At 78.2% G+C, this 23,079-nt stretch carries 25 protein-coding genes and 1 pseudogene; 5 read left to right on the forward strand and 21 right to left on the reverse strand.

Annotated features, from left to right (window positions below):
- Nucleotides 1-10: 10 nt before the first annotated feature.
- From Cpa01nite_RS18945 to Cpa01nite_RS14755, 3 genes are all read right to left on the reverse strand, one after another.
- Nucleotides 11-865 (reverse strand): mycothiol transferase, encoded by an 855-nt coding sequence (locus tag Cpa01nite_RS18945; RefSeq protein WP_308439391.1) that lies wholly within the window; start codon nt 863-865, stop codon nt 11-13.
- 101 nt (nt 866-966) lie between these two features.
- Nucleotides 967-1,452, reverse strand: a complete 486-nt coding sequence (locus tag Cpa01nite_RS14750; RefSeq protein WP_203669509.1) for an anthrone oxygenase family protein — start codon at nt 1,450-1,452, stop codon at nt 967-969.
- A complete protein-coding gene (locus tag Cpa01nite_RS14755; protein ID WP_203669510.1) occupies nt 1,452-2,324 on the reverse strand; it encodes an NmrA family NAD(P)-binding protein in 873 nt (290 codons plus the stop codon). The genes Cpa01nite_RS14750 and Cpa01nite_RS14755 overlap by 1 nt, the downstream gene beginning before the upstream one ends.
- 185 nt (nt 2,325-2,509) lie before the next feature.
- Here Cpa01nite_RS14755 and Cpa01nite_RS14760 point away from each other — a divergent pair, with 185 nt between their 5' ends.
- Entirely contained in the window at nt 2,510-3,541 is a 1,032-nt protein-coding gene (locus Cpa01nite_RS14760) for an AraC family transcriptional regulator (RefSeq protein ID WP_203669511.1), read from the forward strand.
- 34 nt (nt 3,542-3,575) lie between these two features.
- Here the strand turns inward: Cpa01nite_RS14760 and Cpa01nite_RS14765 are convergent, their stop codons facing one another.
- The 4 genes from Cpa01nite_RS14765 to Cpa01nite_RS14780 form a co-directional block, all read right to left on the reverse strand.
- A complete protein-coding gene (locus Cpa01nite_RS14765; RefSeq protein WP_239068810.1) occupies nt 3,576-4,019 on the reverse strand; it encodes an SRPBCC family protein in 444 nt (147 codons plus the stop codon).
- Nucleotides 4,020-4,023: 4 nt separating this feature from the next.
- Nucleotides 4,024-4,398, reverse strand: a complete 375-nt coding sequence (locus tag Cpa01nite_RS14770) for an ArsR/SmtB family transcription factor (RefSeq protein WP_203669513.1) — start codon at nt 4,396-4,398, stop codon at nt 4,024-4,026.
- Nucleotides 4,395-4,877 (reverse strand): SRPBCC domain-containing protein, encoded by a 483-nt coding sequence (locus Cpa01nite_RS14775; protein WP_239068811.1) that lies wholly within the window; start codon nt 4,875-4,877, stop codon nt 4,395-4,397. Before Cpa01nite_RS14775 ends, Cpa01nite_RS14770 begins: the two co-directional genes overlap by 4 nt.
- A gap of 99 nt (nt 4,878-4,976) precedes the next feature.
- Nucleotides 4,977-5,723 carry a ferritin-like domain-containing protein gene (locus Cpa01nite_RS14780; protein WP_203669515.1) on the reverse strand — a complete coding sequence of 249 codons (747 nt, stop codon included), beginning with the start codon at nt 5,721-5,723 and terminating at the stop codon, nt 4,977-4,979.
- 248 nt (nt 5,724-5,971) lie between these two features.
- Here Cpa01nite_RS14780 and Cpa01nite_RS14785 point away from each other — a divergent pair, with 248 nt between their 5' ends.
- The 4 genes from Cpa01nite_RS14785 to Cpa01nite_RS14800 all read left to right on the forward strand — a co-directional run bounded on the left by Cpa01nite_RS14785 (nt 5,972) and on the right by Cpa01nite_RS14800 (nt 9,517).
- On the forward strand, nt 5,972-7,582 hold the full coding sequence (locus tag Cpa01nite_RS14785) for a methyl-accepting chemotaxis protein (protein WP_239068812.1): 1,611 nt from the start codon (nt 5,972-5,974) through the stop codon (nt 7,580-7,582).
- Nucleotides 7,583-7,620: 38 nt separating this feature from the next.
- Nucleotides 7,621-7,935 (forward strand): hypothetical protein, encoded by a 315-nt coding sequence (locus Cpa01nite_RS14790; protein ID WP_203669516.1) that lies wholly within the window; start codon nt 7,621-7,623, stop codon nt 7,933-7,935.
- A gap of 70 nt (nt 7,936-8,005) precedes the next feature.
- Complete coding sequence (locus Cpa01nite_RS14795; protein ID WP_203669517.1) at nt 8,006-9,187, forward strand: FUSC family protein; 1,182 nt, start codon at nt 8,006-8,008, stop codon at nt 9,185-9,187.
- Between the two features lie 102 nt (nt 9,188-9,289).
- A complete protein-coding gene (locus tag Cpa01nite_RS14800) occupies nt 9,290-9,517 on the forward strand; it encodes a hypothetical protein (protein ID WP_203669518.1) in 228 nt (75 codons plus the stop codon).
- Between the two features lie 10 nt (nt 9,518-9,527).
- Here the strand turns inward: Cpa01nite_RS14800 and Cpa01nite_RS18910 are convergent, their stop codons facing one another.
- From Cpa01nite_RS18910 to Cpa01nite_RS14860, 14 genes and pseudogenes are all read right to left on the reverse strand, one after another.
- On the reverse strand, nt 9,528-9,662 hold the full coding sequence (locus Cpa01nite_RS18910; protein ID WP_275406259.1) for a hypothetical protein: 135 nt from the start codon (nt 9,660-9,662) through the stop codon (nt 9,528-9,530).
- A gap of 3 nt (nt 9,663-9,665) precedes the next feature.
- A pseudogene (locus Cpa01nite_RS18980) lies at nt 9,666-9,842 on the reverse strand (hypothetical protein); the annotation flags it as partial.
- Nucleotides 9,767-10,057, reverse strand: a complete 291-nt coding sequence (locus Cpa01nite_RS14805; protein ID WP_203669519.1) for a hypothetical protein — start codon at nt 10,055-10,057, stop codon at nt 9,767-9,769. The pseudogene Cpa01nite_RS18980 and the gene Cpa01nite_RS14805, both read right to left, overlap by 76 nt.
- 51 nt (nt 10,058-10,108) lie before the next feature.
- Nucleotides 10,109-11,605, reverse strand: coding sequence for an RNB domain-containing ribonuclease (locus Cpa01nite_RS14810; RefSeq protein WP_203669520.1), 1,497 nt, complete (start codon nt 11,603-11,605; stop codon nt 10,109-10,111).
- Between the two features lie 141 nt (nt 11,606-11,746).
- Nucleotides 11,747-13,153 carry an alkaline phosphatase family protein gene (locus Cpa01nite_RS14815; protein ID WP_203669521.1) on the reverse strand — a complete coding sequence of 469 codons (1,407 nt, stop codon included), beginning with the start codon at nt 13,151-13,153 and terminating at the stop codon, nt 11,747-11,749.
- Nucleotides 13,150-14,373 (reverse strand): metabolite traffic protein EboE, encoded by a 1,224-nt coding sequence (gene eboE / locus Cpa01nite_RS14820; protein WP_239068813.1) that lies wholly within the window; start codon nt 14,371-14,373, stop codon nt 13,150-13,152. The genes Cpa01nite_RS14815 and eboE overlap by 4 nt, the downstream gene beginning before the upstream one ends.
- Nucleotides 14,370-15,245, reverse strand: a complete 876-nt coding sequence (locus Cpa01nite_RS14825; protein WP_203669522.1) for a TatD family hydrolase — start codon at nt 15,243-15,245, stop codon at nt 14,370-14,372. The genes eboE and Cpa01nite_RS14825 overlap by 4 nt, the downstream gene beginning before the upstream one ends.
- Nucleotides 15,245-15,967 (reverse strand): EboA domain-containing protein, encoded by a 723-nt coding sequence (locus Cpa01nite_RS14830; protein ID WP_203669523.1) that lies wholly within the window; start codon nt 15,965-15,967, stop codon nt 15,245-15,247. The genes Cpa01nite_RS14825 and Cpa01nite_RS14830 overlap by 1 nt, the downstream gene beginning before the upstream one ends.
- A 248-nt stretch (nt 15,968-16,215) precedes the next feature.
- Nucleotides 16,216-17,121, reverse strand: a complete 906-nt coding sequence (locus Cpa01nite_RS14835; RefSeq protein ID WP_203669524.1) for a sugar phosphate isomerase/epimerase family protein — start codon at nt 17,119-17,121, stop codon at nt 16,216-16,218.
- A complete protein-coding gene (locus tag Cpa01nite_RS14840; RefSeq protein ID WP_239068814.1) occupies nt 17,118-18,194 on the reverse strand; it encodes an SCO3242 family prenyltransferase in 1,077 nt (358 codons plus the stop codon). Before Cpa01nite_RS14840 ends, Cpa01nite_RS14835 begins: the two co-directional genes overlap by 4 nt.
- Nucleotides 18,191-19,360, reverse strand: a complete 1,170-nt coding sequence (locus Cpa01nite_RS14845; RefSeq protein ID WP_203669525.1) for an inositol-3-phosphate synthase — start codon at nt 19,358-19,360, stop codon at nt 18,191-18,193. Before Cpa01nite_RS14845 ends, Cpa01nite_RS14840 begins: the two co-directional genes overlap by 4 nt.
- The gene (locus tag Cpa01nite_RS14850; RefSeq protein ID WP_203669526.1) at nt 19,357-20,367 is read right to left on the reverse strand and encodes a sugar phosphate isomerase/epimerase family protein; all 1,011 of its coding nucleotides are present in this window, start codon (nt 20,365-20,367) and stop codon (nt 19,357-19,359) included. Before Cpa01nite_RS14850 ends, Cpa01nite_RS14845 begins: the two co-directional genes overlap by 4 nt.
- A gap of 61 nt (nt 20,368-20,428) precedes the next feature.
- The gene (locus Cpa01nite_RS14855; protein WP_203669527.1) at nt 20,429-21,634 is read right to left on the reverse strand and encodes a COG1470 family protein; all 1,206 of its coding nucleotides are present in this window, start codon (nt 21,632-21,634) and stop codon (nt 20,429-20,431) included.
- Nucleotides 21,635-21,790: 156 nt separating this feature from the next.
- On the reverse strand, nt 21,791-23,065 hold the full coding sequence (locus Cpa01nite_RS14860) for a hypothetical protein (protein ID WP_203669528.1): 1,275 nt from the start codon (nt 23,063-23,065) through the stop codon (nt 21,791-21,793).
- Between the last annotated feature and the right edge of the window lie 14 nt (nt 23,066-23,079).

A 23,079-nucleotide genomic window follows, 5' to 3' on the forward strand; every position in this document is an offset into this window, starting at 1 on the left:
GAGGCCCGGGCTACTCGCCCACCTGGCCGTCGACCGCCTCGCGCAGCAGGTCGGCGTGCCCGTTGTGCCGGGCGTACTCCTCGACCATGTGGGTGAGCACCCAGCGCACGCTCGGGGCACGCCCGTCCGGCCAGGCCCGGCGCGCCGGGGCGTCCGGGCCGCCCGCCGCCAGTGCCGCGGCGAGGTCCGCGCGCGACCGCTCGACCGCCGCGAGCCACAGCGCCCGCAGGTCGTCCGGGGCGTCGTCGGCGGCGGAGTGCCAGTCCCAGTCCCGGTCGGCCGCCCAGTCGACGGACGCCCACGGCTCGGCACGGTCCCGGCCGTGCAGGGACCGGGAGAACCAGTCGTCCTCGACGTAGGCCAGGTGCTTGAGCAGGCCGCCCAGCGTCATCGTGGAGGTGCCGACGGTCGTGGCGAGGCCGGCGGCGTCGAGGCCGCGGGTCTTCCACTCGAGGGTCGCGCGGTGGAACTCGAGGAAGCCCAGCAGCGTGTCGACCTCGTCGCCGGCGGTCGGCGGCTCCGGGCGCCCCTCGTCGTCGATGACCGGCGCGGCGTCCGCGACGGGCTCCGTGGGCAGGTCGAGCTCGCGCGCCGCTGCGGAGATCCGACGGGCGAGGGCGACGTCCCGGTGGCTGAGCCCGGCGACGTCGTGCGAGACGAGCCGCACGGCCACCGTGGCGTACCGCAGGTCGACGTCCGGGTGGTGGTCCGCGGCGTCGGAGAGCTCGCCGATCGCGTCGACCAGCTCGACCCCCGCGGCGAACGACCCGGTGCGGAAGCGCGCGTGCACCCCGCCCGGCCCCACCCGCCAGTCGGCGACCCCCTCGGCCGCCCGGAACTCCTCCGCCGTGATCCGCCCGCCCATGCCGCCACCGTAGCGGCGCGGGTCGGACGCCACCGGGGTGCACGGGCACGTCGGCGGTGCCCTCCGGGGGGCACCCGGGGCGTGTCGCGTGCGCCTCCGCGTCAGGCGGCGAGCTGCGCCGCCACCAGGAGCAGCGCGGTGCCTGCGGTCGCGGTCGCCGTGCGCGCGCGGTTCGCCCGGTGCCAGGCGCCGTCCACCTGCGCCCACGCCGACCGACGGGCGTCGGCGCCGTCGAGCGCAGCCCGCGCGAGCCGGTCGTTGATCGGGACGTTGACCGCGCTCGTGACCGCCAGAGTCGCCAGGACCCCGGCCAGCCCGGCGGCGGCCCACGGGACGGCGACGGGCGCGCCCGCCGCGGCCAGCCCCACGCCCGCGGCGGCGAGGACCGGGGCGCCGAGCAGCACGAGCAGGAACACCGGCCGGACGATGACGGCGTTCACGCCCCGGAACACCGCGACGGCCGCGTCCGGACCCGCGCGCCGCATCCCCGGGACGACCGCGCACGCGAAGCCCCACAGCAGGCCGGCGAGCAGCCCGGAGGCGAGGGCCGCCGCGCCGAGCACGGCGCCCGGCAGCCAGCCCGGCATCACGCCACCGCCGCCACGGCGCCCAACGCCGCGACGGTGTCCGCGGGCGACGTGGTGCCGACGACGACCCGGTCGCCGCGCGGCGCGAGCAGGCCGCGCTCGTCGGCGCGGTACAGCTCGGCGACGAGCTCGGCTGCGGCGGGCGGCAGGCCGGCGTCGGCCAGGGCCGGCACCCACGCCGCCTCGGCGACGACGACCGGCTGGACCGGGCGGCGCAGCGCGCGGGTCAGCACCTCGGCGACCTCGCGCTCCGAGATCGCCGGCCCGAGGACGTCCACGGCCTCGGAGCGGGCGGGCGGCGCCAGCAGGGCGCGCGCCGCGACGGCGCCGACGTCCCGCGTCGCGACCTGCGGGCGGGCGTGGTCGGCGGAGCCGCCGAGCACCGGCAGCACCCCCTGCTCGCGGGCGAGGTCGAGGACGTCGCCGACCTTCTCCTGGAAGTGGCACGCGCGCAGGGCGGTGACGACCGCGCCGGTGCCGCCCAGGGCCTCCTCGAGGCGGTGCAGGCCGAGCACCGGCCCCGTGCCCGCGCGCAGGTCGGCCCCGCCGGACGACAGGGCGACGACGTGCGGGACGCCGGCGTCCGCGACGGCGCCCGCCACGGAGTCGGCGACCGCGGCGGCGTGCGCGAGCGGGTCCGCGGCGTCGAGGTCGAACGGGGACAGCACGAAGGCCCCGTCGGCGCCGTCCAGCGCGGCGGCGAGCGCGGCCCGGTCCCGCAGGTCGGCGACGGCGACCTGCGCGCCGCGGGCCGCCCAGCGCGGCGCGCGCGCCGGGTCCCGCACCACGACGCGGACGCCGGCCCCCGCGGCGAGCAGGGCGGCGGCGGTCGCGCCCCCGACGCGGCCCGTGGCTCCGGTGACGACGTGCATGGCTGCCTCCTGGTGGTCGGTGCGGTCGGCGGGCGGGTGCGCCCGCCAGACACCGACGCTACGGAGCCGGTCCAGGACGATCCATGCCCGCTGGTGCGCGGTCCTTGCTCGTTCGTCCCGTCCCGTGCCAGGCTCGGGCGGACGCCGCTCGAACCCCGGGCGGCGTCCGCCCCGAGGAGGTGCGCATGAGCACGCCACCCTGGGACGCCCGGGACCGGCTCGGCGAGACGCTGCACCGGCTGCGCATGCGCGGGACGTTCTACTGCCACGCGACGCTCGCCGACCCGTGGGCGCTGGAGATGCCGGCGGTGCCGGACTCCGTGAGCTTCCACGTCCTGGTGGCCGGCTCCTGCCGGGTCGAGGTCGCGGGCCCCGACGCCACGACGTCGTCGGCGCTGGGGCCGGGCGATCTCGCCCTGGTGCCGCACGGGCGGGGGCACGTGCTCCGCGGCGGGCCGGGCGACGGTCCCGCGCCGCGGGTGGACCTGCTCCCCCAGCGGTACGTCAGCCCGCACTTCTCGGTCCTGCGCCACGGGGGCGGCGGTGCGGCCGGCGGCGGCACGGCCGGCGGCGGTCCGTCCGGCGACGGTCCGGCAGGCGACGGGCGCACCGGCACGACGATCCTGCTGTGCGGGGTCGTCGCGTTCGACGAGCCGGCTGCGCGCGAGTTGCTGGCGCTGCTGCCGCCCGTCGTGCACGTCTCGGCCGCGGACCCGGGGCCGACCCCCGTCGCCGACACGGTGCGGCTGATGGCAGCGGAGCTCGCGGAGGTCCGCCCGGGCGGCGAGGCGATCGCGACCCGGCTGGCGGACGTGCTCGTGGTGCAGGCGGTGCGCGCCTGGCTGGACCGCGACCCGGCGGCGCGGACCGGCTGGCTCGGCGCGCTGGCCGACCCGCAGGTGGGCCGGGCGCTGGCCGCGGTGCACGCCGAACCGGGGCGCGGGTGGACGCTCGACGGGCTCGCCCGGGAGGCGGCGATGTCGCGGACGACGTTCGCCGCGCGGTTCACCGACCTCGTGGGCGAGCCGCCGATGCGGTACGTGACCCGGTGGCGGATGGCGCTCGCGCACGACCGGTTGCGCACGGGCGACGCGACGGTCGCGGCGCTCGCGGACGCGCTGGGGTACCGCTCCGAGGCGGCGTTCAGCCGTGCGTTCACCCGCACCGTCGGCCGCACGCCGGGCTCGGTGCGGGCGCGCCCGGCGCCGCCCTCCTGACGTGCGCGGAGGACGGCACCGGGCGCGCCAGGCGTCATCCCCACTCGTCGACCCGGAGGTCGTGCGGCTGCGGCCGGCCGCGACCCGTCTCCACGAGCTCGCGCAGGCTGAGCAGGAACGTCGCCCACTTCGTGCTGCAGTGGTGCAGGAACTCGACCGGCTCGGCCCAGCCCTGGTGCGTGAACAGGACGACCGTGCCCGGGCCCGACGGCCGCAGCCGGAAGTCGACGTGCGTGCCGAGCCACTCGGGCGGGCCGGCGGCCACGCGCCAGCGCACGTGCGCACCGGGCTCGGCGGTCAGGACGTCCATCGCGTACGGCTCCGCCGCGCCGCGGAACGGCAGGACGAGCCGCCCGCCCGCGCCGCCGTCGCCCGCCGCCCGGTCCGTCCACCAGCCCGCGACGCCCGCGCGCGTGGTGAGGGCCGCGGACACGTCCGCGGGCGCAGCCCGCACGCCGACCCGGTGCCGGATGTCCACCACGTCAGTCCCCCTCCTGCGCCGCGGCAGGGCCGGATCGACCCTGCTCCTGGTCCCGCTCCTGCTGGATCCGCTCCGCCAGCGACGCGATCCGCCGCAGCCGCGCGTCCCAGGTCCGGCCGACCGCGTCGAGCTGCGCGGCCGCCCGCGCGAGCTGCGCGTCGTCCACCCGGTACCGCCGCTCCCGCCCCTCGGCGACGCCGTGCACCAGGCCGGCCCGGTCCAGCACGGCGAGGTGCTTCGCGACGGCCTGCCGGGTCACCGGCACGGCCGCGCTCAGCGAGGTCGCGGTGCCCCCGCCCTGGGCGAGCAGCGCGTCGAGCAGCCGGCGCCGGGTCGGGTCGCCGACGGCCGACCAGAGGGCGTCGTCGACGGTCACGGGGCCAGGACCAGCCGGTCGAGGTACGCCTGGAGCCGCGGGACGAAGTGGTCCCAGCCCTCGACGTGCTCGGCGTACCGCTGCTCGAGGACGGCGACCTCCCAGCCGCGCTCGCGGAACCCGGTCTCGGTGAGCCGGACCCGCGTCCCGGTCGCCGTCCCCTCCAGCGCGAACGTCACCAGGAGCGAGGTCGCCGCCGTGGCGGCCTCCCCGGGGGCGTGCGTCCAGCGGAACGAGAAGGTGCGCGGCGGGTCCGCCTCGACGACGGTCAGGCGCTCCACCACGGCGTCCGGCTCGCCGCGGCGGCCGAACACGATCTCCCCCTCCGCGCCCGGTACGGGCTCGCCCAGCTCGGCGTCGTCCGGCCACCACTCCCGCAGGTGCTCGGGCCGGCTGACCACCTCGTAGACGACCTCGGGCGTCGCCGCCACGTGGATCTCGCGCTCGATGGTGCCCGGCTCGGTGTCTCGGCGTTCCACGGTGCCTCCTCGCGTCATCGCAACGATCGGTTGCGCATCACGCTAGACCGCCGCGCACGGATGCGCAACCACCGGTTGCGCGCACGGGGCGGCGCGCCGTCAGCGCACCGTCGCCGGGCCGAGGCGCTCGTGCCGCCGCGACCCCAGCACCGAGCGGACCGCCGCCCGCGCGTCCCAGAGCGCCGTCCGGGCGTACGCGGCCGGGCGCAGCCCGCAGGCCCGCAGCGCCGCCCGGTGGTCGATCACCACGACGACGGTCGCCCCGGCCGCCACGGCGACCCACGCCGCGCCCACGCACGCGCGCACCGGCCCCGGGGTCCGCGCGAACCCCTCCCGCAGCCGGTCGATCTGGAACCGCAGGTGGTTCCGCTCGTCCGTGGCGATCCGGCGCCCGATCCCGCGGAGCACCGGGTCGGGCGCCGACCGCTCGAGCGCGACGAAGTACCGCATCGCGACCACCTCGGCGACCAGGAACAGCGCGATCTCGGTGCGCAGGCCGAGCGCGCGGCGCAGCGCGGTGAACGCGCCGTCGGACCAGTGGGCCGTGAGCGGCTCCCCGCCGAGGTGCGCGAGCCCGCGCCGGAACAGCGCGGCGTGCCGCTGCTCCTCGGCCACCAGCAGCCGCAGCGCCGCCAGGTAGACCAGGTCGCCCGCCCGCTCCGCCTCGGCGAGCAGCCGCCGGCCGTCGCCGTCCTCCCCGAGCGCGAACCGCTGGAACGACCGGACGAACGCCCGTCGGCTCCGCTCGTCGAGCGCGCAGGGCACGTCCCAGTCGACCTGCGCCTCGATCGCGCGCTGGCGGGCCGGGTTGGCGCGGAAGTGGTCGAGCCAGGCGTCGAAGGTCATGCGTCGGACGCTAGGGCGGCGCACCGGCGCCCGGTGCCGGCTCCACGGGACGCGCCCGGCGCCTGCGCGGATCCTGCACCGCACGCACGCGGAACCGGTTGCCCGCCAGCCGGGAAGGCGCTTGGCCAGGGCTTTCACCCTGTGACGACACCCACCGGGCCCCGCCGTCATGCTAGGCGGCGCGCGGCCGAACGGGAGGACGAAGCCGCCCGCTCCCCCGGTGGCCCCGACCGACCCCAGGAGACCCCGTGCCCCGCACGCCCCTGTCCGCGCCCCGCTCGTCGTGGTTCGCCGGCCGTCCCGTCGCCGTCAAGATCGGCGCGATCGTCGCCGTGCTCACCGCGGTCGCCGCCGTCATGGGGGTGCTGGCGATCGCGGGCGTCCAGCGGCTCGGCGCCGGCCAGGCCGCGCTGTACGAGCAGGACGTCCGGCCGCTCGACATGCTCGACGAGGTGCAGCGGACGCTGCAGGGCAGCCGGGTGCGCGTGAACCAGTACGCGTTCACCCCGGCGGCCGACCGCCCGGCCCTGGCGGACGAGATCGCGGCGCGCGAGGACACGCTGGCCGACCTGCTGGAGGAGTACGAGCCGCTGGCCTCGGACCCGGGACGCGTGGAGCGGGCCCGGGCGTTCGCCGCGGACTTCCACGCCGCGTTCGTCACGGAGTTCGCCCCGGCGGTGGAGGCGGACGCCTCCCCCGCCGCGCTGAGCGCGATCTACGCCGACGGGGTCTACCCGAACGCCGACGGTGCGCTCGAGGAGATCTCGAGCGAGTCGCAGGCGAAGGCCGAGGCAGCGGCCGCGGAGTTCGCCGCCGGCCAGGAGCAGGTCTCCTCGACCCGGACCACGCTGGTCGTGGCGCTCGTCGTCGGCGTGGCTGCGGCCTTCCTGCTCGCCTGGCTGGTGACGCGGCAGATCGTCCGCACGGTGGCCGAGGTCGGCCGCTCGCTCGACGCGCTCGCACGCGGCGACCTCACCGTGGTCCCGGAGGTCCGGTCCGAGGACGAGCTCGGCCGGATGGCCCGCTCGCTCGCCACCGCGCAGGAGTCGCTGCGCACGACGCTCGCCTCGGTGGCCGGCGTCTCGACCACGATCGCCGCCGCGGCGGAGCAGATGAGCGGCGCGAGCGGAGCGGTCCTGGGCCGGTCGCGGGACACCTCCGCGCAGGCCGGGGTCGTCGCGGCCGCGGCCGAGCAGGTCTCCCGCAACGTGCAGACCGTCGCGGCGGGCGCGGAGGAGATGGGCGCCTCGATCCGGGAGATCGCGCAGAACGCGTCGCAGGCCGCGAAGGTCGCCGGTCAGGCCACCGACGCCGCGGCGGTCACGAACGACCAGGTCGCGCGGCTCGGCACCTCGTCCCAGGAGATCGGGAACGTCGTCAAGGTCATCACCTCGATCGCGGAGCAGACGAACCTCCTCGCCCTGAACGCCACGATCGAGGCCGCGCGGGCCGGGGAGGCCGGCAAGGGATTCGCGGTCGTCGCGGGCGAGGTCAAGGAGCTGGCGCAGGAGACCGCGAAGGCGACGGAGGACATCGCCCGCCGGATCGAGGCGATCCAGGGCGACACGACCGGCGCGGTCGCGGCGATCGGCGAGATCGCCTCGATCATCGCGAGCATCAACGACTACCAGCTGACGATCGCGTCGGCCGTCGAGGAGCAGACCGCCACGACGACCGAGATGTCCCGCTCGGTGGCCGAGGCGGCGACCGGCTCCGGTGAGATCGCCACCAGCATCACCGGCGTCGCGGGCGCGGCCGAGCGGTCGACCGAGGTGCTGCAGGAGGTCGAGCAGGCCGTGCGCGACCTGGCCGGGATGTCGGCGGAGCTCCGGCAGCGCGTCGGGGCGTTCACGTACTGACGTGCGGCGACGCGGCGCGGGCCGGGCATGATGGCGGCATGACCGCTCCCGGCCCGCGCCGCGTCCCTCGCCTGCTCGTCGCCCACGCGGCCGTCGCCGCCGCCGTCACGGTGCTGCTGCTCGTGCTCGCGCTGCAGCCGACCGAGGACGCCAACATCGGCGCCGGGATCGCGCTCCTCGCCACCCTGCCGTTCGGCCTGCCGTGGACGCTCGGCCTGCTCGCCGCGCCCACGTCGTGGCCGGGGGCCGCGCTGGTCGCCGTCGCCGTCGGAGCCGCGTGGCTGAACGTCGGGCTGCACGCGCTGGTCCGCGCGCGCCTGCGCCGGCGCCGCGCGACCGTGCTCACCCCCTGACCCGGGCAGCGGGTCCGCGCGCCGTGCCCCCCGGGTGCGCGGCGCGGCGCCGCGGGCGACGCTGAGGACGATGACCTCCCGCACCGCCCTCGAGCCCGAGCCCGAGCCCCGACCCCCCGCCCGCCGCCTGCCGCGGTTCCGCGCCGCCGGCACCGCCGCGTCCCGGTTCCTCGCCGCGCGGCCGTGGCTGACCCGCGCCGTCCGCACCACCGGCGCGGCGGTGATCGCCTGGGTGCTCGTGCGCTTCATCCCCGGCCCGTGGAGCGAGTACCCGTACTACGCGCCGCTCGGCGCCGTGATCGCGACCTCCGTGACGGTGCGCGGCACCACCCGGCGGTCGGTCCAGGCGGTGGTGGCGATCGCGCTCGGCGCGGTGATCGCGCGGGTCACGGACGCGGTCGACCTCCCGGGGGTCGCCGGCATCGCGGTGGTGGTGCTGGCGGGCGTCCTGCTCAGCGGCTGGCGGCTGCTCGGCGACATGGGGTCCTGGGTGCCGACGGCCGCGCTGTTCGTACTGATCCTGGGGAACTCCGACCCCGTGGGGTACATCTCGGCGTACGTGGGCCTGACGCTGTTCGGCGCGCTGGTCGGCGTCGGGGTCAACCTGCTGATCCCGCCGCTGCCGCTCACCCCGGCGGAGCGGTCGCTCGACCGGCTGCGCACGGCCACCGCCGAGCACCTGGACGCCCTCGCCGCCGCCGTCCGCGACGACGACGAGCCCGTGCCCGCGGACGGAGCGCTCCGCACCGCGCGGGCCGCGGCGTCGGCGGCTGTCGCGGACGCGCAGGAGGCCGCGCGGGGCAACTGGACCGCCCGGCACTACCGGTCCTGGCGGCAGCGGCAGGACAAGCACGCCGCCTCGCTGGACGCCGCGGCCGTCGTGGCGCTGGACGTCCGGCGTGCCGTCGCCACCGCCCGCACGGTCGCCGACGCGGGCGCGACCCCGCCCGAGGAGCGGGAGGTGCACGTCCCGATCCTCGCGCGCGCCGGCGACCAGGAGCGGGCGGACGCCGTCCGCGAGGGCACGGCGAGGGCGATCGAGGCCGGCGCCGCCCTCGTGCGCGCGCTGCGCCCCGACGGACCCGGCGCCGGCACCGAGGACGCGGAGGCCGCCGACCGGGCCGCGGCCGACCTGGCCCAGGCGCTCGACGACCTGCAGGAGGCGGTGGCCGCCGACCGCGCGACCGCCGACGGCGCCACCCGCCCCGCCGACGGGGTCGTCGTGGCGCTCACCCCGCTGCTGACGGGCTGACGCCCCGGGCCCCGAGAACGCGGATCGGGCGACGCGCGGCGCCCCGGACGTGGCGGCGGGAAACGCCCGCCCGGCCGGGCCGCCGGGCGCTGGCGTGGCCGCATGTTCGGCTCGCTGACCCCGCTGGTCCTCCCGCTCCTGCTGTGGGTCGTCCCGGCCGTCGTCGTCGCGTTCCTCCTGTACGCGGTCGTGCGCCGCGGCGTGCGCGACGGGATGCTCGACGCCCGGCGGATCGACGCCGAGGAGGCGGCGGAGCGACGCGCCCGCGCGGCCCGTCCCGGCGCCGGGCCCGCGGCGGACGCCACCGCACGCGCGGCCGACCCGTCCTGACCGCGCCGCGTCACGCCGCGGCGAGGTCCCGGACCAGCACCACGCTGTCGTACGTCTTCCCCGGCCACCGGATCACGTCGCGGTCCGCGAAGCCCCACCGCCGGTAGAGGCCGAGGAGATCCCCGGCGGGCTCGGCGGTGTCCACGCCGACCGCCGTCACGCCGTGCGCCGCCGCGTGCGCGAGCGCTGCGTCGCGCAGGCGGCGCGCGTGCCCGCGGCCACGGTGCCCCGGCGGTACCCGGTGCCCTCCTACGGACGCGGGTCGACCCGGCGCCAGCGCTTCTCGTCCCGCCGCTGCCCCATCCCCGCCGCGCACCGCGGGCACACCCGGCCGACCTCGTCGGCGTGCCGGCCGGTCGCGGGCTGGACGTCGGCCCACCGGACGTGCGCGAACCTCTCGAGCCCCGACTTGTGCAGCGACAGGCCGCAGACGGTCTCGTTCCGGCCCGGCTCCCAGGCGTGCACCTCGCCGGCGGGGACGCGGACCCCGTCGGGGTCGGTCCACCGGCTGGAGGCGGCCACGGAGGCGGACTTCGGCACGCCGTCGACGCTAGCCCCGACGCGCGGCCCCGGCACCCCGGTGGGCGCGCGTCAGCCCGAGTGCGCCGCGCCGTCGAGCGCGAACCGCACGGTGCGCTCCGCCACCGACGCCTCGGCCAGCCGGACCCGGACGTCCGTCCCGAGCGGCAGCGCCGCGCCGGCGACCCGCCCGCGGACCGCCGGGTCCCGGAGCTGCACGACTCCTGTGCCGCCGTCGTCCCGCACGTCGACCACGACGGCGTCGAACTCCTCGCCCACCCGGTCGCCGAGCAGCGCGGCCTCCACCAGGTCGACGCAACCGCGCTCGTAGGCCGAGGCGCGCCGGTCCCCCGCCGTCATGAGGCCCGGCAGGTCCGGCAGGGCGTCCCGCGCCCACGCGGGGACCTCGGTACCGGCCGACACCGCGAGGCAGACCTCGCCGACGAACCGGTCGACGAGCCGCCGCAACGGCGCGGTGGTGTGCGCGTACGGGGCGGCGATCGCGGCGTGCAGCGGCTGCTCGGGCGCGCCGCCGTCGAGCGCGACGTACGCGGCGCCGCGCAGCAGCGTGGTCGCCTCGGTCAGCAGCGCCGCGTGCGCCGGGACGGCGGCGTCGAGCCCGCGCACGACGGTCGCGTGGTCCGCGCCGTCCGGCCACGCCACCCCGAGCACGCGGGCGGTCGACCGGAGGCGCTCGACGTCGCGCGGGTCGGCGGGCGGCAGGGTGCGCAGGACGCCGACGCCGGCGTCGAGCATGAGCCGCGCGGCCGACATGCCGGTGAGCAGCGAGATCTGGGCGTTCCACTCCTCCACCGGCAGGGTCGCCCGGCTGGTGAGCGACCAGCGCCCGCGGGCGTCGACCTCGACGACCTGCTCGGGCGTCGGGAGCGTCAGGCCACCGCGGGCGACCTCGGCGGCCTGTCGGAGCCGGCCGACCGCGCGCAGCAGGACGAGGGTCTCGTCGGCGCTGCCGTCGTCGAGCGCCCGCTGCGCCCCGTCGTAGGTGAGCTGGGCGCGGCTGCGGACCGTCGCCCGGCGCACGCCGACGTCGGTCGGCGCGCCGTCCGCGTCGAGGTCGATCTCCCACAGCAGGGCGGGCGCGTCCTGGCCGGGCAGCAGGCTGGCGGCGCCCTCGGACAGCGCGGGCGGGTGCAGCGGGGTGCGGCCGTCGGGCGCGTACAGCGTCACGACCCGCCGCCGCGCCTCGGCGTCGACCGCCCCGCCCGGGCGGACCCAGGCGGCGACGTCCGCGATGGCGTACCGGACCCGGTAGCCCGCGCCGCGCCGCTCGAGGTGCACCGCCTGGTCCAGGTCGCGGGACCCCTCGGGGTCGATCGTCACGAACGGGACGTCCGTGGCGTCGACGCGGGCGGGCGCCCCGCCGGGCACCGGCGCGGGGCCCTCCGCGAGGACGGCGTCGACCTCCGCGAGCACGTCGGCGGGGAACGCGGCGGGGACGTCGAGCTCGGCGCGCAGGGCGTCGAGGCCCCCGCGGACGGCGGCGTCGACCCGGCGGGCGTCGTCGGCGGCGGTCGGCGCGGGGCGGAGACGGACGTGGCGTCGGGGCACGCCGCGAGCCTAGGGCCGGACCGGGGCGGGTGCCCGGCGGTGGCCCCGGTCAGACGTCGGGGTCCGCGCGGTCCGCGGCCCCCGGACCCTCGCGCCGCCGGCCGATCGATCCGGCGGCGCGAGAACCGGGCGGTGGGCAGGTCAGACTGCGGCCGCCGCCCCGAGGCCCTGCAGCTCGAGCACCGCCGAGCGGATCGCCGCCGCCGGCACCGCGTCGCCCGCCGCCAGCGCGGCCGCGACGGTCGGCGGCACGTCCGGGTCGGAGCACAGCACGACGGGGGCGTCGACCACCGACGTGGGCAGCCGCCCGTGGCTGCCGGCCACCCGGGCCGGGTCGAGCGGCGTGGTCGACATGGCGTACCGCAGGCCCAGCTTCTTCTTGAGCAGGTTCAGCCCCGCGCGCGCCTTGGCGGCGCCGTCGGCGAAGAACAGCTCGGCCGGGTCGTAGCCCGGCTTGCGGTGGATGTCGACGCCCCGCGCGTAGTCGGGCGCCCGGTCGTCGTCGAGCCAGAAGTAGTAGGTGAACCACGCGCCCGGCTCGGCGACGACGACGAGCTCGCCGGACCGCTCGTGGTCGAGGCCGTACCGGGCCTGCGCGGCGCGGTCGAGCACCTCGTCGACGCCGGGCACGCCCCGCAGCAGCGCCGCGACGCGCGGGACGTCGGCCGGGTCGGCGACGTAGACGTGCGCCACCTGGTGGTCGGCGACGGCGAACGCCCGGGAGGTCCACGGGTCGAGCTGCTCGCCGTTCGCCTGGGTGTAGACGTGCAGCAGGCCCTCCTCGCGGAGCAGCCGGTTGAGGTGCACCGGTCGGGACGCCGGCTCGATGCCGTACTCCGACACCGCGAGCACGGTGGCACCGCGGGCCTCGGCGTCGTCCAGCAGCGGGGTCAGCGCCCGGTCGAGCTCGGCCGCCGCGGCGTCGGCCCGCGGGTCGAGCGGCCCGAACCGCTGCAGGTCGTAGTCGAGGTGCGGGACGTACGCCATCGTCAGGTCCGCGGGTCGCGTCGCCATGAGGTGCCGGGTGGCCGCGACGATCCACTCGGTCGAGGCGATCGACGCCGTCGGACCCCAGTACTGGAACAGCGGGAAGTCGCCCAGCCGGTCGACCAGCTCGTCGTGCAGGGCCGGCGGGCGGACGTAGGCGTCCGGGGACTTCCGGCCGTCGGCGTGGTAGACCGGCCGGGGCGTGACGGTGACGTCGGTGGACATGCCCATCGCGTACCACCAGCAGACGTTCGCGGCGGAGTACCCCGGCTCGGCACGGCGGGCGGTCTCCCAGACCTTCTCCCCCGCGACCAGCCGGTTGTGCTGGCGCCACAGGTGCACCTCGCCGAGCTCGCGGAAGTACCAGCCGTTGCCGACGACGCCGTGCTGCGCCGGGGCGAGGCCGGTCAGCATCGTCGACTGCACGGAGCAGGTGACGGCCGGGAGCACCGTGCGCAGGCCGGCCCGCCAGCCGCCGTCGGCGAGGCGGGACAGGCGCGGCATGTGCGTCAGGGCGCGCGGGGTCAGCCCGACGACGTCGAGCAGCAGCAGGGGCCTCATGCGGTCCTCCGGTGGACGGTGCGGTGCTCGTGGGGACCCTCGTGGGCGTCCTGGTCCTCGTCCCACCAGGACGCGCGGTCGAGGTGGTCGGCGGCCCACCGGACCTCGGCGGCGATCCCCGCCACCAGGTCGTCCGCGGCGCGTGCCGCGAGGTCGTCGGGCAGGACGGCCCAGGTGTAGGTCTCGACGTCGAGGTGCGCGGCGTCGCCGTGCGGGCCGCGCAGGACGGCGGTGACGGCGTCGCGCAGGACGTCGGTGGTGGCGGACAGCGGCGGTGCCGGGCGGGCGTGCAGCGGCACGTGCACGTGGACCCGCCAGGGGCCGTCCCCGGGCAGCCCGCCGGGCTCGGCGAGCGCGTCGGGCAGGTCGTCGGCCCGGCGCACGACTCCCCCGCTGCGCTCGCGCACCTGGTGCAGGTAGCGCGGCTCGGCGAACCGGGCGACCGCCGCGCGCGAGGCCGGGTCGGCGGGCTGCTCGACGTGCAGGGCGGCGGACGCCTGCACCTTGACGACCCGCAGGCCCGCCTGCCGGATGCGGCGCACCGCGGCGACCGGGTCGGCGAACGACACGGCCAGGTGGCAGGTGTCCAGGCAGACGCCGACGTGCTCGGGGTCGATCCGCCCCGGCGCGGTGCCGAGGCGCGGCTCGAGCCAGCCGACCACGTCGGCCACGGTGTCGAGCACGCAGCCGGGCTCGGGCTCGACGGCGAGCCGCACGGTCCGCCCGGTGCGCGCGGCGAGGTCGCGGAGGCCGGCCGAGACCTCGGCCAGCGCGCCGGTCGCGGCGGCGTCGTCGGCCGCCGACCACGGCTCGCGCCAGGCGAGCGGCAGGGTGGAGATCGACCCGTCGACGCCGTCCGGCAGCAGGTCGGCGAGCACCTCGGCGCACGCCAGCGTGTACGCCGCACGAGCCGGGTCCGCCCAGGTCGGCGAGTACACCGCGTGCTTGACGACCTCGGCGTGGAAGCCGCCGTACGGGAACGCGTTCAGGGTGTGCACGGTCAGCCGGTGCGCGGCGAGGGCCGCCCGCAGCCGGTCGCGGTCGGCCGGGCTCGCGGCCAGCCGGTGCGCGAGGTCGGCGGGCAGCCACAGCCCGACGCCGAGGGTGTCGAGCCCCGCCGCCTCGCGCACGGGCCCGGCGTACCGGTCGAGCTGGGCCAGCACGCCGTCGAGGTCCTCGGCCGGGTGGACGTTGGTGCAGTAGGACAGCGGCATGGTCATGCGCGTACCCCGCGCAGCACGGAGGAGCCCTCGAACGTCGCCGGCGCGGGAGGAGCCTCCGCGACGAAGCCCGGGACCGGGTCGAGCACGAGGTTGCCGGACTGCCCGTAGAACTCGACGGGGTTCCGCCACAGCACGCGGTCGACGTCGTCCTCGGTGAAGCCCTGCTCGAGCATCGTCATCCCGGTGCGCCAGGTCTTCAGCGGGTCGGACCGGCCCCAGTCGGCGGCGGAGTTCACGATCATCCGCTCGGTGCCGTACTCGCGCAGGATCGCGACCATCCGGTGCTCGTCCATCTTGGTGTCGGGGTAGATGGAGAACCCGGCCCACGCGCCCGCGTCCCGGACCGCGGCGACGGTGGTCTCGTTGAGGTGGTCCACCAGCACGTGCTCCGGCGGCAGGCCCGACTCGCGCACGACGTCGAGGGTCCGCCGCGTGCCGGCCTGCTTGTCCCGGTGCGGCGTGTGCACGAGGACGGGCAGCCCGGCGTCCCGCGCGAGGGCGAGCTGCCGGGCGAACGCCTCGTCCTCGGCGGGCGTCATCGCGTCGTAGCCGACCTCGCCCACCGCGACGACGCCGTCCTTCGCGAGGTACCGCGGGATGAGGTCGAGGACCTCGGTGCACCGGGGGTCGTTCGCCTCCTTCGGGTTGAGGGCGATCGTCGCGTGGTGCCGGATGCCGAACTGCGCCGCGCGGAACCGCTCCCAGCCGAGCAGGGCGTCGAAGTAGTCGACGAACGAGCCGACGCTGGTCCGCGGCTGCCCCAGCCAGAACGCGGGCTCGACGATCGCGCGGACGCCGGCGGCGTACATCGCCTCGTAGTCGTCGGTGGTCCGGCTGGTCATGTGGACGTGCGGGTCGAAGATGCGCATCACGGCTCCTCGGTCTCGGCGGTGCGGGTCGGGGCGGGGACGAAGCCGCCCGGGTCGTCGGCGCCCGGGCCGCGGTCGGCGGCGGGGGCCGGGGCGGTCAGGCGGGCCAGGTCGTCGGGGACGGCGCGGCCGGCGGCCCGGCGCTCGGCGGCGAGGTCGCGGGCCATCCGGGCCAGCTCGTCGTCGGCCCGCTCGTCCAGCGCGGCGACCGCGTCGAGGCTGGTCCCCTGGAACACCAGCTTCACGACGGCGTGCCGCCAGGTGTGCTGGTCGAGGTGCGCGGCGGCGAACGGCCCGACCGCGGCGGCGACCAGGGAGGTGTCGTTGGCCCGGAGCGCGTCCGCGGCCAGGTCCCGGCCGACCGCGACGAGCGGCCCGGGCAGGTCGCGCCCCGCGGCGAGGGTCAGGACGTCCAGGCCGCGGAGGACCCCGCGGCGCTCGGCGGTGTCGCCCTCGCGGTACAGGTCGGCGAGGTGCTCGGCGAGCCGCTGGGCGTCGCCGCGGTGGGCGGCGTCCAGGGCCAGGACGACCGCCGCGCGCGCGGCGTCGTCGACGGTGCCGTGCACGACGCCGGCCGGGTCGGTGCCGGGGCGCAGCGGGTCGCGGCCGACCCGGCGGCCGGCGAGCGGGAACACGCCGTCGGCGGCGCGGGGGTCACGCCGGACCTCGGCGAGGGCGTCGGCGAGCCAGCCGGCGTGCGGGGCGCGCGCGGCGGCGACCACGGCGGTGGGCGTCGCGGCGCGCGGGCCTGCCGGCGAGTCGGCGGAGGACGGGGCTGGGGGCGGCGGGGCTGCGGCCGGCGGGGCTGCGGCCGGCGGGCCGGCGGGCGACGGAGATGCCGCCGGCGGGGCCGCGGGCGGTCGTGCCGCGACGCCCGCGCCGGACGGGGCGGCAGGGACTGCGCCCGTCGGGGCGGCGGGTGGTGCGGCGGGGTCGGACGACGTCATCGGCGTCACGGGGTCACTCCCTCTCAGCGAGCGGGTTCGGGCAGGGGGTCGGGGTCGGGCGCGTGGTCGGTCGCCCGCACCCACGCCGCCCGGATCGCGGCGGACGAGGCGCGGACCTGCCGCGGCGCGTCCCACGAGTGCCGGGGCAGCTCGACGGAGACGACCCCCGCGTACGCCCCGGCCGCGGCGGTCGCCAGCGCCGACAGGGCCGCCGGCAGGTCGAGGTCGCCCTCCCCGAACGGCCGGTGGTCGTGGTGGGTGCGCGGCATGTCGTCGATCTGCACGTGCGCGAGGTGCGGCCCCGCGGCGGCGAGGGCGCCGGCGACGCCGCCGGGCTCGACGACGAGGCAGTGCCCGACGTCGACGGTCAGGCCGAGGGCGGCCGGGTCGCCGAGGTCGGCGCGCAGCCGCAGGGCGTCCGCGACGGTCTCGACGTGCATGCCGGGCTCCGGCTCGAGGGCCAGCCGGACGCCGTGGTCCCCGGCGTGCCGGACCAGCCCGGGCAGGCGCTCGCGCAGCCGGTGGTCGGCGGCGGTCGCGGGCACGTCCGCGCCCCGGACGCCGGAGAACAGCTGGACCGCCGGGGCGCCGAGCGCGGCGGCGACCTCGACGGCCCGGCGCAGGTACGCGACCCGGGGCGTGGCGTCGGCGTCGACGAGCGCCGGGGCGTGCTTGCGGCGCGGGTCGAGCAGGTACCGGGTGCCGGTCTCCACGACGACCCGCATCCCGCGGCCGCCGTGCGCGCGGGCCAGCCGGTCGCGCAGGGCGGCGAGGTCGGCGGCGGGGGCCCACGGGTCGAGGTGCGGGAAGCCGAGGGTCAGCGCCACGGCGTCGTACCCCGACTCCTCGAGCAGGTCGAGCGCCGCGGGCAGCGGGTGGTCGCCGAGGCCGTTGGTGCCGTAGCCGAGGGCGAACGGGAGGCCGGTCACGTCTCGCTCACCGCCCGCGGGCCGGTGGCCCGGCGCAGCAGCGCGCCCGCGGCGGCGACGGCGCCGAGCACCAGCGCGGCACCGGGCCGCCCGGCGCGCGCCGCCCACGCGGCCTGCAGCGGGATCATCGCCCGGATGCCGGCGCCGGTGGCGGCGCGGGCGGCCGGGGCCGTCGGCGTCCGCGCGGCCCGCACCTGGGCGGGCAGGCACTGCGCGAGGTACGCGGCGGCGGCCAGCGCGGCGGCGATCGTCGCGCGGGTGCCGACCGGGGGTCGAGTGGACGATCCTGCCCGACACGCCGCGGGTGTGTCGAGCAGGATCTTCCACTCGACGGCGCGCGAACCCAGGGCCGCGCCCGCCACCGCGAGCGAGCCCGCCGCCACCGCACCGGCGACCGCGCGGGTCGTGCCGTGCACCTCGCCGCGGGACAGCACGGTGACGCCGGCGGTGTGCGCGGCGAGCGCGGCGGCCGCGGGCGCCGCGGCGCGCAGGTGGGCGACACCCGCGCCGAGCAGGACGTCGAGGCCCCGGCACGCCGCCATCGCGACCGGTCCGGCGGCGGTGTCCTTGAGCCGGGCGTCGTACAGCCAGATGCACCCCGCGAGCGGGACCGCGACGGCGAGCGAGCGACGGCCGCCGCCGGCCGCGGCCAGAGCCAGCCCCGCGGCGCCGAGCACCGCCGCCACGCCCAGGGCGCGCCCCGGCGTGACCCGCCCCGACGGGATCGGGCGCTCGGGCCGCTCGACGGCGTCGACCTCGCGGTCGGCCCAGTCGTTGAGCGCCATGCCGCCCGCGTAGAGGCACGCGGACGCCAGCGGCAGCAGCGCCCGCCGGCCGGCGAGCGGCAGCCCGGCGGACGACGCCCCCGCGACGGTGTCCCCCAGCACGGTCAGCACCGCGGGCGCGCGGACGAGCTCGAGGTGGTCGCGCAGGGTGCCCCGCGCGGCCGCACCGGGCGAGGCCCCGTCGAGGTCGTCGGTTCCGCGCGAGGTCGTCGGTCGCGCCGGGGCCCCGAGCGCGGAACCGACGACCTCGCGCGGGAGCACCGCCGGCCCGCCGGTGGCCGGCCTCACGCCGCCAGCCCCTGGGCCCAGCGCACGAGGTCGTCCGCCTGGTCCGCGGCGGCGTGCCGGTCCGAGCCCCACGGGTCCTTGAAGAAGAACCCGAGCTCCGGCACGACCCCGGCGACCCCGCCGGCGTGCGCGAGCGCGAGCAGCCGCGCCAGGTCCAGGACCATCGGCGCCGCGAGCATGGAGTCGTACGCGGACCAGGTGGTCTGCAGGGTGATCCGGGACCCGAGGAACCCCTCGGCGTGCACGTGGTCCCACGCGACCTTGACGTCGCCGAGGTCGGGCACGTGGTCGATGTGCAGCGGGGTGACGTCCGACCCGGTGAGGTCGCGCAGCCCGCGCGTCTTGGACGCGAGCTTGGACCGCACCGCCTCCGGGTCGGCGAGGGTGGCCCCGTCGCCCCCGCCGAGCAGGTTCGTCCCGGCCCAGGACAGCACCCGCAGCCCGCGGTCGGCGAACGCCGGTGCGAGCACCGTGCGCAGCCAGGTCTGGCCGGTCTTGCCGTCCTGCCCGGCGACCGGCACACCCGCCTCGGCGGCCAGCGCCTGCAGCGCGGGCAGGCCCATCCCGGCGGACGGCGTGAAGCCGGCGTAGGCGGCGCCCGCCAGCACCGCGCCGTACGCCGCGACCGACGAGGGCGGCAGCACGACCCGCCCGGGCTCGCGGACCGCGGCGGCCAGCGCGGCCGGGTCGTCGTGCGCCGCGCTCGGGTGCGCGGGCGGCTCGGTGGACGACACGTCGACGACCACCACGCGGGCGAGCCCGTGCCGCGCGGCGAAGGCCGTGATGTCCTCCGCCAGGCGCTCGGCCACCTGCTGCTGCGAACCGCCGGGCACCAGCGGGCCGCGGTGTCCCGGCCGCACCTCGGCGTCCGCGACGTCGAGGGCGTGCGCGGTCGCGGCGAGCAGCGGCGCGGGGATCATCCCGGCGTCGACCAGCGCCTCCGCGCGCTTGGCGAGCGAGACGTCGCTGACGTCGTGCCCGCCGACGACGAGGTCGCCCCAGCCGGGCAGCGGCAGACCCGCGAACGCGGGCGACGCCGTCACGCAGCCGGCCGCGCCCGCGTGGCCGGCGGCCAGCGCCACGAGGCCGAGCGCGGCGGTGGTGCCCACCGACCCGCGCGCGCCGACGAGCCACAGGCCGGTGCGCGCGCGGGCGTCGGCGGTCACGCCTCGTCCTTGGTGGAGAACGCGGCGTCGAAGGCGGCCTCGGGCGCGTCGAACGCCAGGCCGCGGACGAACGCCAGCGCCTCGGGCGCCCCGCGGAACCGCTCCATGCCCGCGTCCTCCCACTCGACCGAGATCGGGCCGGTGTAGCCGATGCTGTTGAGCGTCCGGAACGCGTCCTCCCACGGGACGTCGCCGTGGCCCGTCGAGATGAAGTCCCAGCCGCGGCGCGGGTCCGCCCACGGCAGGTGCGAGCCGAGCCGCCCGTTGCGGCCGTTGCCCATCCGCTTCTTCGTGTCCTTGCAGTCGACGTGGTAGATCCGGTCCCGGAAGTCCCAGAGGAACGCGACCGGGTCGACGTCCTGCCACACCATGTGGCTCGGGTCCCAGTTGAGGCCGAACGCCTCGCGGTGCCCGATCGCCTCGAGGGTCCGGACGGTCGTCCAGTAGTCGTAGGCGATCTCGCTCGGGTGCACCTCGTGCGCGAACCGCACGCCGACCTCGTCGAACACGTCGAGGATCGGGTTCCACCGGTCCGCGAAGTCCTGGTAGCCCGCGTCGATGGCGGACGCCGGGACCGGCGGGAACATCGCGACGTACTTCCAGATCGACGACCCGGTGAAGCCGACGACGGTGTCGACGCCGAGCTTCGCCGCGAGCCGGGCGGTGTGCTGCATCTCCTCCGCGGCGCGCTGCCGCACGCCCTCGGGGTCGCCGTCGCCCCACACCCGGGCGGACAGCATGTCCTGGTGCCGGAAGTCGATCGGGTCGTCGCAGACGGCCTGGCCCTTGAGGTGGTTCGAGATGGCCCAGACCTTCAGGCCGTACCGGTCGAGGACCTCGAGCCGGCTCTGCACGTAGGCGTCGTCGTCCCAGCGCCAGGGGTCGAGGTGGTCGCCCCAGCAGGCGATCTCGAGGCCGTCGTAGCCCCACTCCGACGCGCGGCGGGCCACCTCCTCGAACGGCAGGTCGGCCCACTGGCCGGTGAACAGGGTGATCGGGCGGGTCATGGTGCGTCTCCTCGTCGAGAGCTCGGTGGTGCGGGTGGTGCGCCGGCGCGGGGTCGTCACGTCACGTCGTCGCCCCCTGCCGGGCGAGGGCGTCGGCGACGGCCGCGTCGACCGCGCGCTGGTGCCGGACCTTCCGTCGTCTGCCGGCGGCGACCCGCAGGGCGACCAGCGCGACGACCAGGGCGAGCGCGCCGACGGCGGCCCAGGGGACGGCCCACGCGGCCGCGGAGGCGGCGACGGCGGGCACGGCGGGGGCGGCGTCGGTCGCCGCGGCGCCGGGGAGGGCGACGACCTCGCCGCCGAGCGCGACCCGGGCGGAGGTGCGGACGAGCGGCCAGACGCCCTCGACCCGCACGCTGCGCTGCACGGACGCGCCGGGGATCAGCTCCGGCACCTCGACGGCCTCGGCGCGCGCGCGGCCCCAGCCGAACAGGCCGGCGACCTGCACCGCCTCGGTCGGCGCGACCCGCGCGTTGCCGGTGTTGGTGACGGTGAACGAGACCGTCGCGGCGCCCGGGGCGACGGGGTTGCCGCCGGCGTCGTAGTCGACGCGCACGTCGGACAGGGCGAGCGCCGGGGCGAGGTCGCCGGACACCCGCAGGTGGACCCGGGAGCCGAGCCGCCGGTCGACGGAGACGCCCTCGGCGTTCTCGACCAGCAGGCTGGACACGACGCCCGCGGCGTAGTCGCCGGGCTGCGCGTCCTCCGGGACGGTCAGGGTGAACGGCACCTCGACGGCGGCGTCCGGCTGCACGACGATCTCGGGGGTCTCGACCCGGACCCACGCGCCGAGGGCGGTGGACTCCTCCCCCGCCTCCAGCACGTCGAGCGTGCCGTCCGCGGTGAGGAAGCCGTCGGCGGCGTACACGTCGAGGGACAGCGGGGCGTCGCCCTTGTTGGTCACGACGATCGCGTCCGCGAGCGTGCCGCCGGGCGGGAGGGTGTACGCGAAGTTGGGGCGCTCGGCGCCGTGCACGGTGTCCGCGGGTCGCACGCCCCAGGTGACCTGGGTGCTCGGGTCCGGGGCGGCCGGCGCTGCCGGATCGGCGGCCGGCGCTGCGGGGTCCGCGGCCGGGTCGGCGGCCGACGGCACGGCGGCGGGCACGGCGGCGGCGGGCACGGCCGGCACCGGCCCGACGGCCCGCACGGCGACCGCCCGCGCGGCGGCATCGGCGGGCGCGGCCCCGGCGGGCGCGGAGGCACCGAGCCCGAGGGCGGCGGCGGCCAGCAGCGCGGCGAGGGCGGCGGGGACGCGGGACGGGGTCACGGCGGGGCCTCCGGGTCGACGGTGACGACGGGTGCGGGTGGTGCGAGGTGCGGGTGGCGCGTGCTCGGCGCGGGTGGCGCGCGGCGGAGCGGGTGGGTCCGCCCCCGCCCGCCCGGGACGAGGACCGGGCGGGCGGGAGCGGGGACTGCGGGTCCGTCAGCTGAGCGCGGTGAGCGTCAGCGTGGCGGTGTAGGTGCCCTGCGGGGCGTCGAGCGGGAGCTGCAGGTCGAGGTCCGCGCCGACGAGGGACGAGCCGCGGGCGTGCCCGGCCTCGGCCTCGGCGAGCGTGCGGGCGACGGACAGGCCCTCGCCCTCCTCGAACCCGGACGGCACCGCGGGCCCGGCCACGGCGTCGCCGCCGTTCTCGAGCACCTCGGGCGTCCAGCCCAGGTACTTCGACGACAGGGTCTCGCCCCCGGCGACGAAGTCGCTGACCTGCGCGGTGATCGACCACTCCGGGTCGCCCGCGCGGGTGTCCTGCACCCGGACCGGGACGATCTCGCCGGTCGCCCGGTACCGGTCCTCGAGCTCCTCGGCGACGCCGAGGTTCACGAGGCCGGACGAGCCCTCGAGCGACCAGACGAGCTCGCCCGCCCGCTGCTCCGGCACGGTGACCGAGAGCGCCTGGTCGCCCCCGGCGACCTCGCCCGGCGCGTCGCCGGTGTGGTCGCCGTCGACGCCGCCCGCGGTGTTGCCCGGGCCGAACGCCGCGGCCGGGTCGTTCTCCGCGAGGCGGATGGTGCCGAGGACGGTGCTGCCGGCCACCCGCAGGTTCGCGGTGTTGCCGGTGAGCACGAGGTCGCCGCCGATCGTGTTGCCGTAGGTGTCGGCGGCGCCGTCCGCGGTGGCGCCGATCAGCACGTCCCGGCTGGAGCCCGTGACGTGCAGGCTGCCGCCGACGACGGCCCCGGCGACGTTCACGCCCCAGTCGGAGTCGGCGATCTGCACCTCACCGCCGACGCCCGTCTGCAGCAGGTCGACGTACGTCGCCGCCTGCGTGGTCAGGCCGCCGGCGATGTCCGAGCCGGTCACCTCGACGTCGAGCCCGCCGGCCGCCACGCTGCCGCCGACCTCGAGGTCGTTGAGGTACAGGAACCCGACCCGCGAGCCCGCGGTGTAGGCGCTGACGTCGCCGTCGACCCGGGTGCCGTCCAGCAGGACGCCGTACGGGTCGGTGGCGACGACGTCGCCGGTGACGGTGACCGACGTGGCGTCGAGCCAGCCGTCCGCGCCGACGGTGATCGAGCCCTCGACCGTGGCGCCGGCGAGCACGCAGGTCGCGCCGGCCGGGACGACGAGGTCGCCGGTGATGGTCTGGTCCCCCAGGTCGGTGGTGCAGTCGGTCGTCGCCGCCTGCGCCACCGTGCTGCCGAGGGCCACGAGCCCGAACGCGCCCACGAGCGCGGCCGGGACCGAGTAGATCCGCTTCATGTCCGTGTCTCCTT

The organism is Cellulomonas pakistanensis (assembly GCF_016862755.1).
Lineage (GTDB): Bacteria > Actinomycetota > Actinomycetes > Actinomycetales > Cellulomonadaceae > Cellulomonas > Cellulomonas pakistanensis.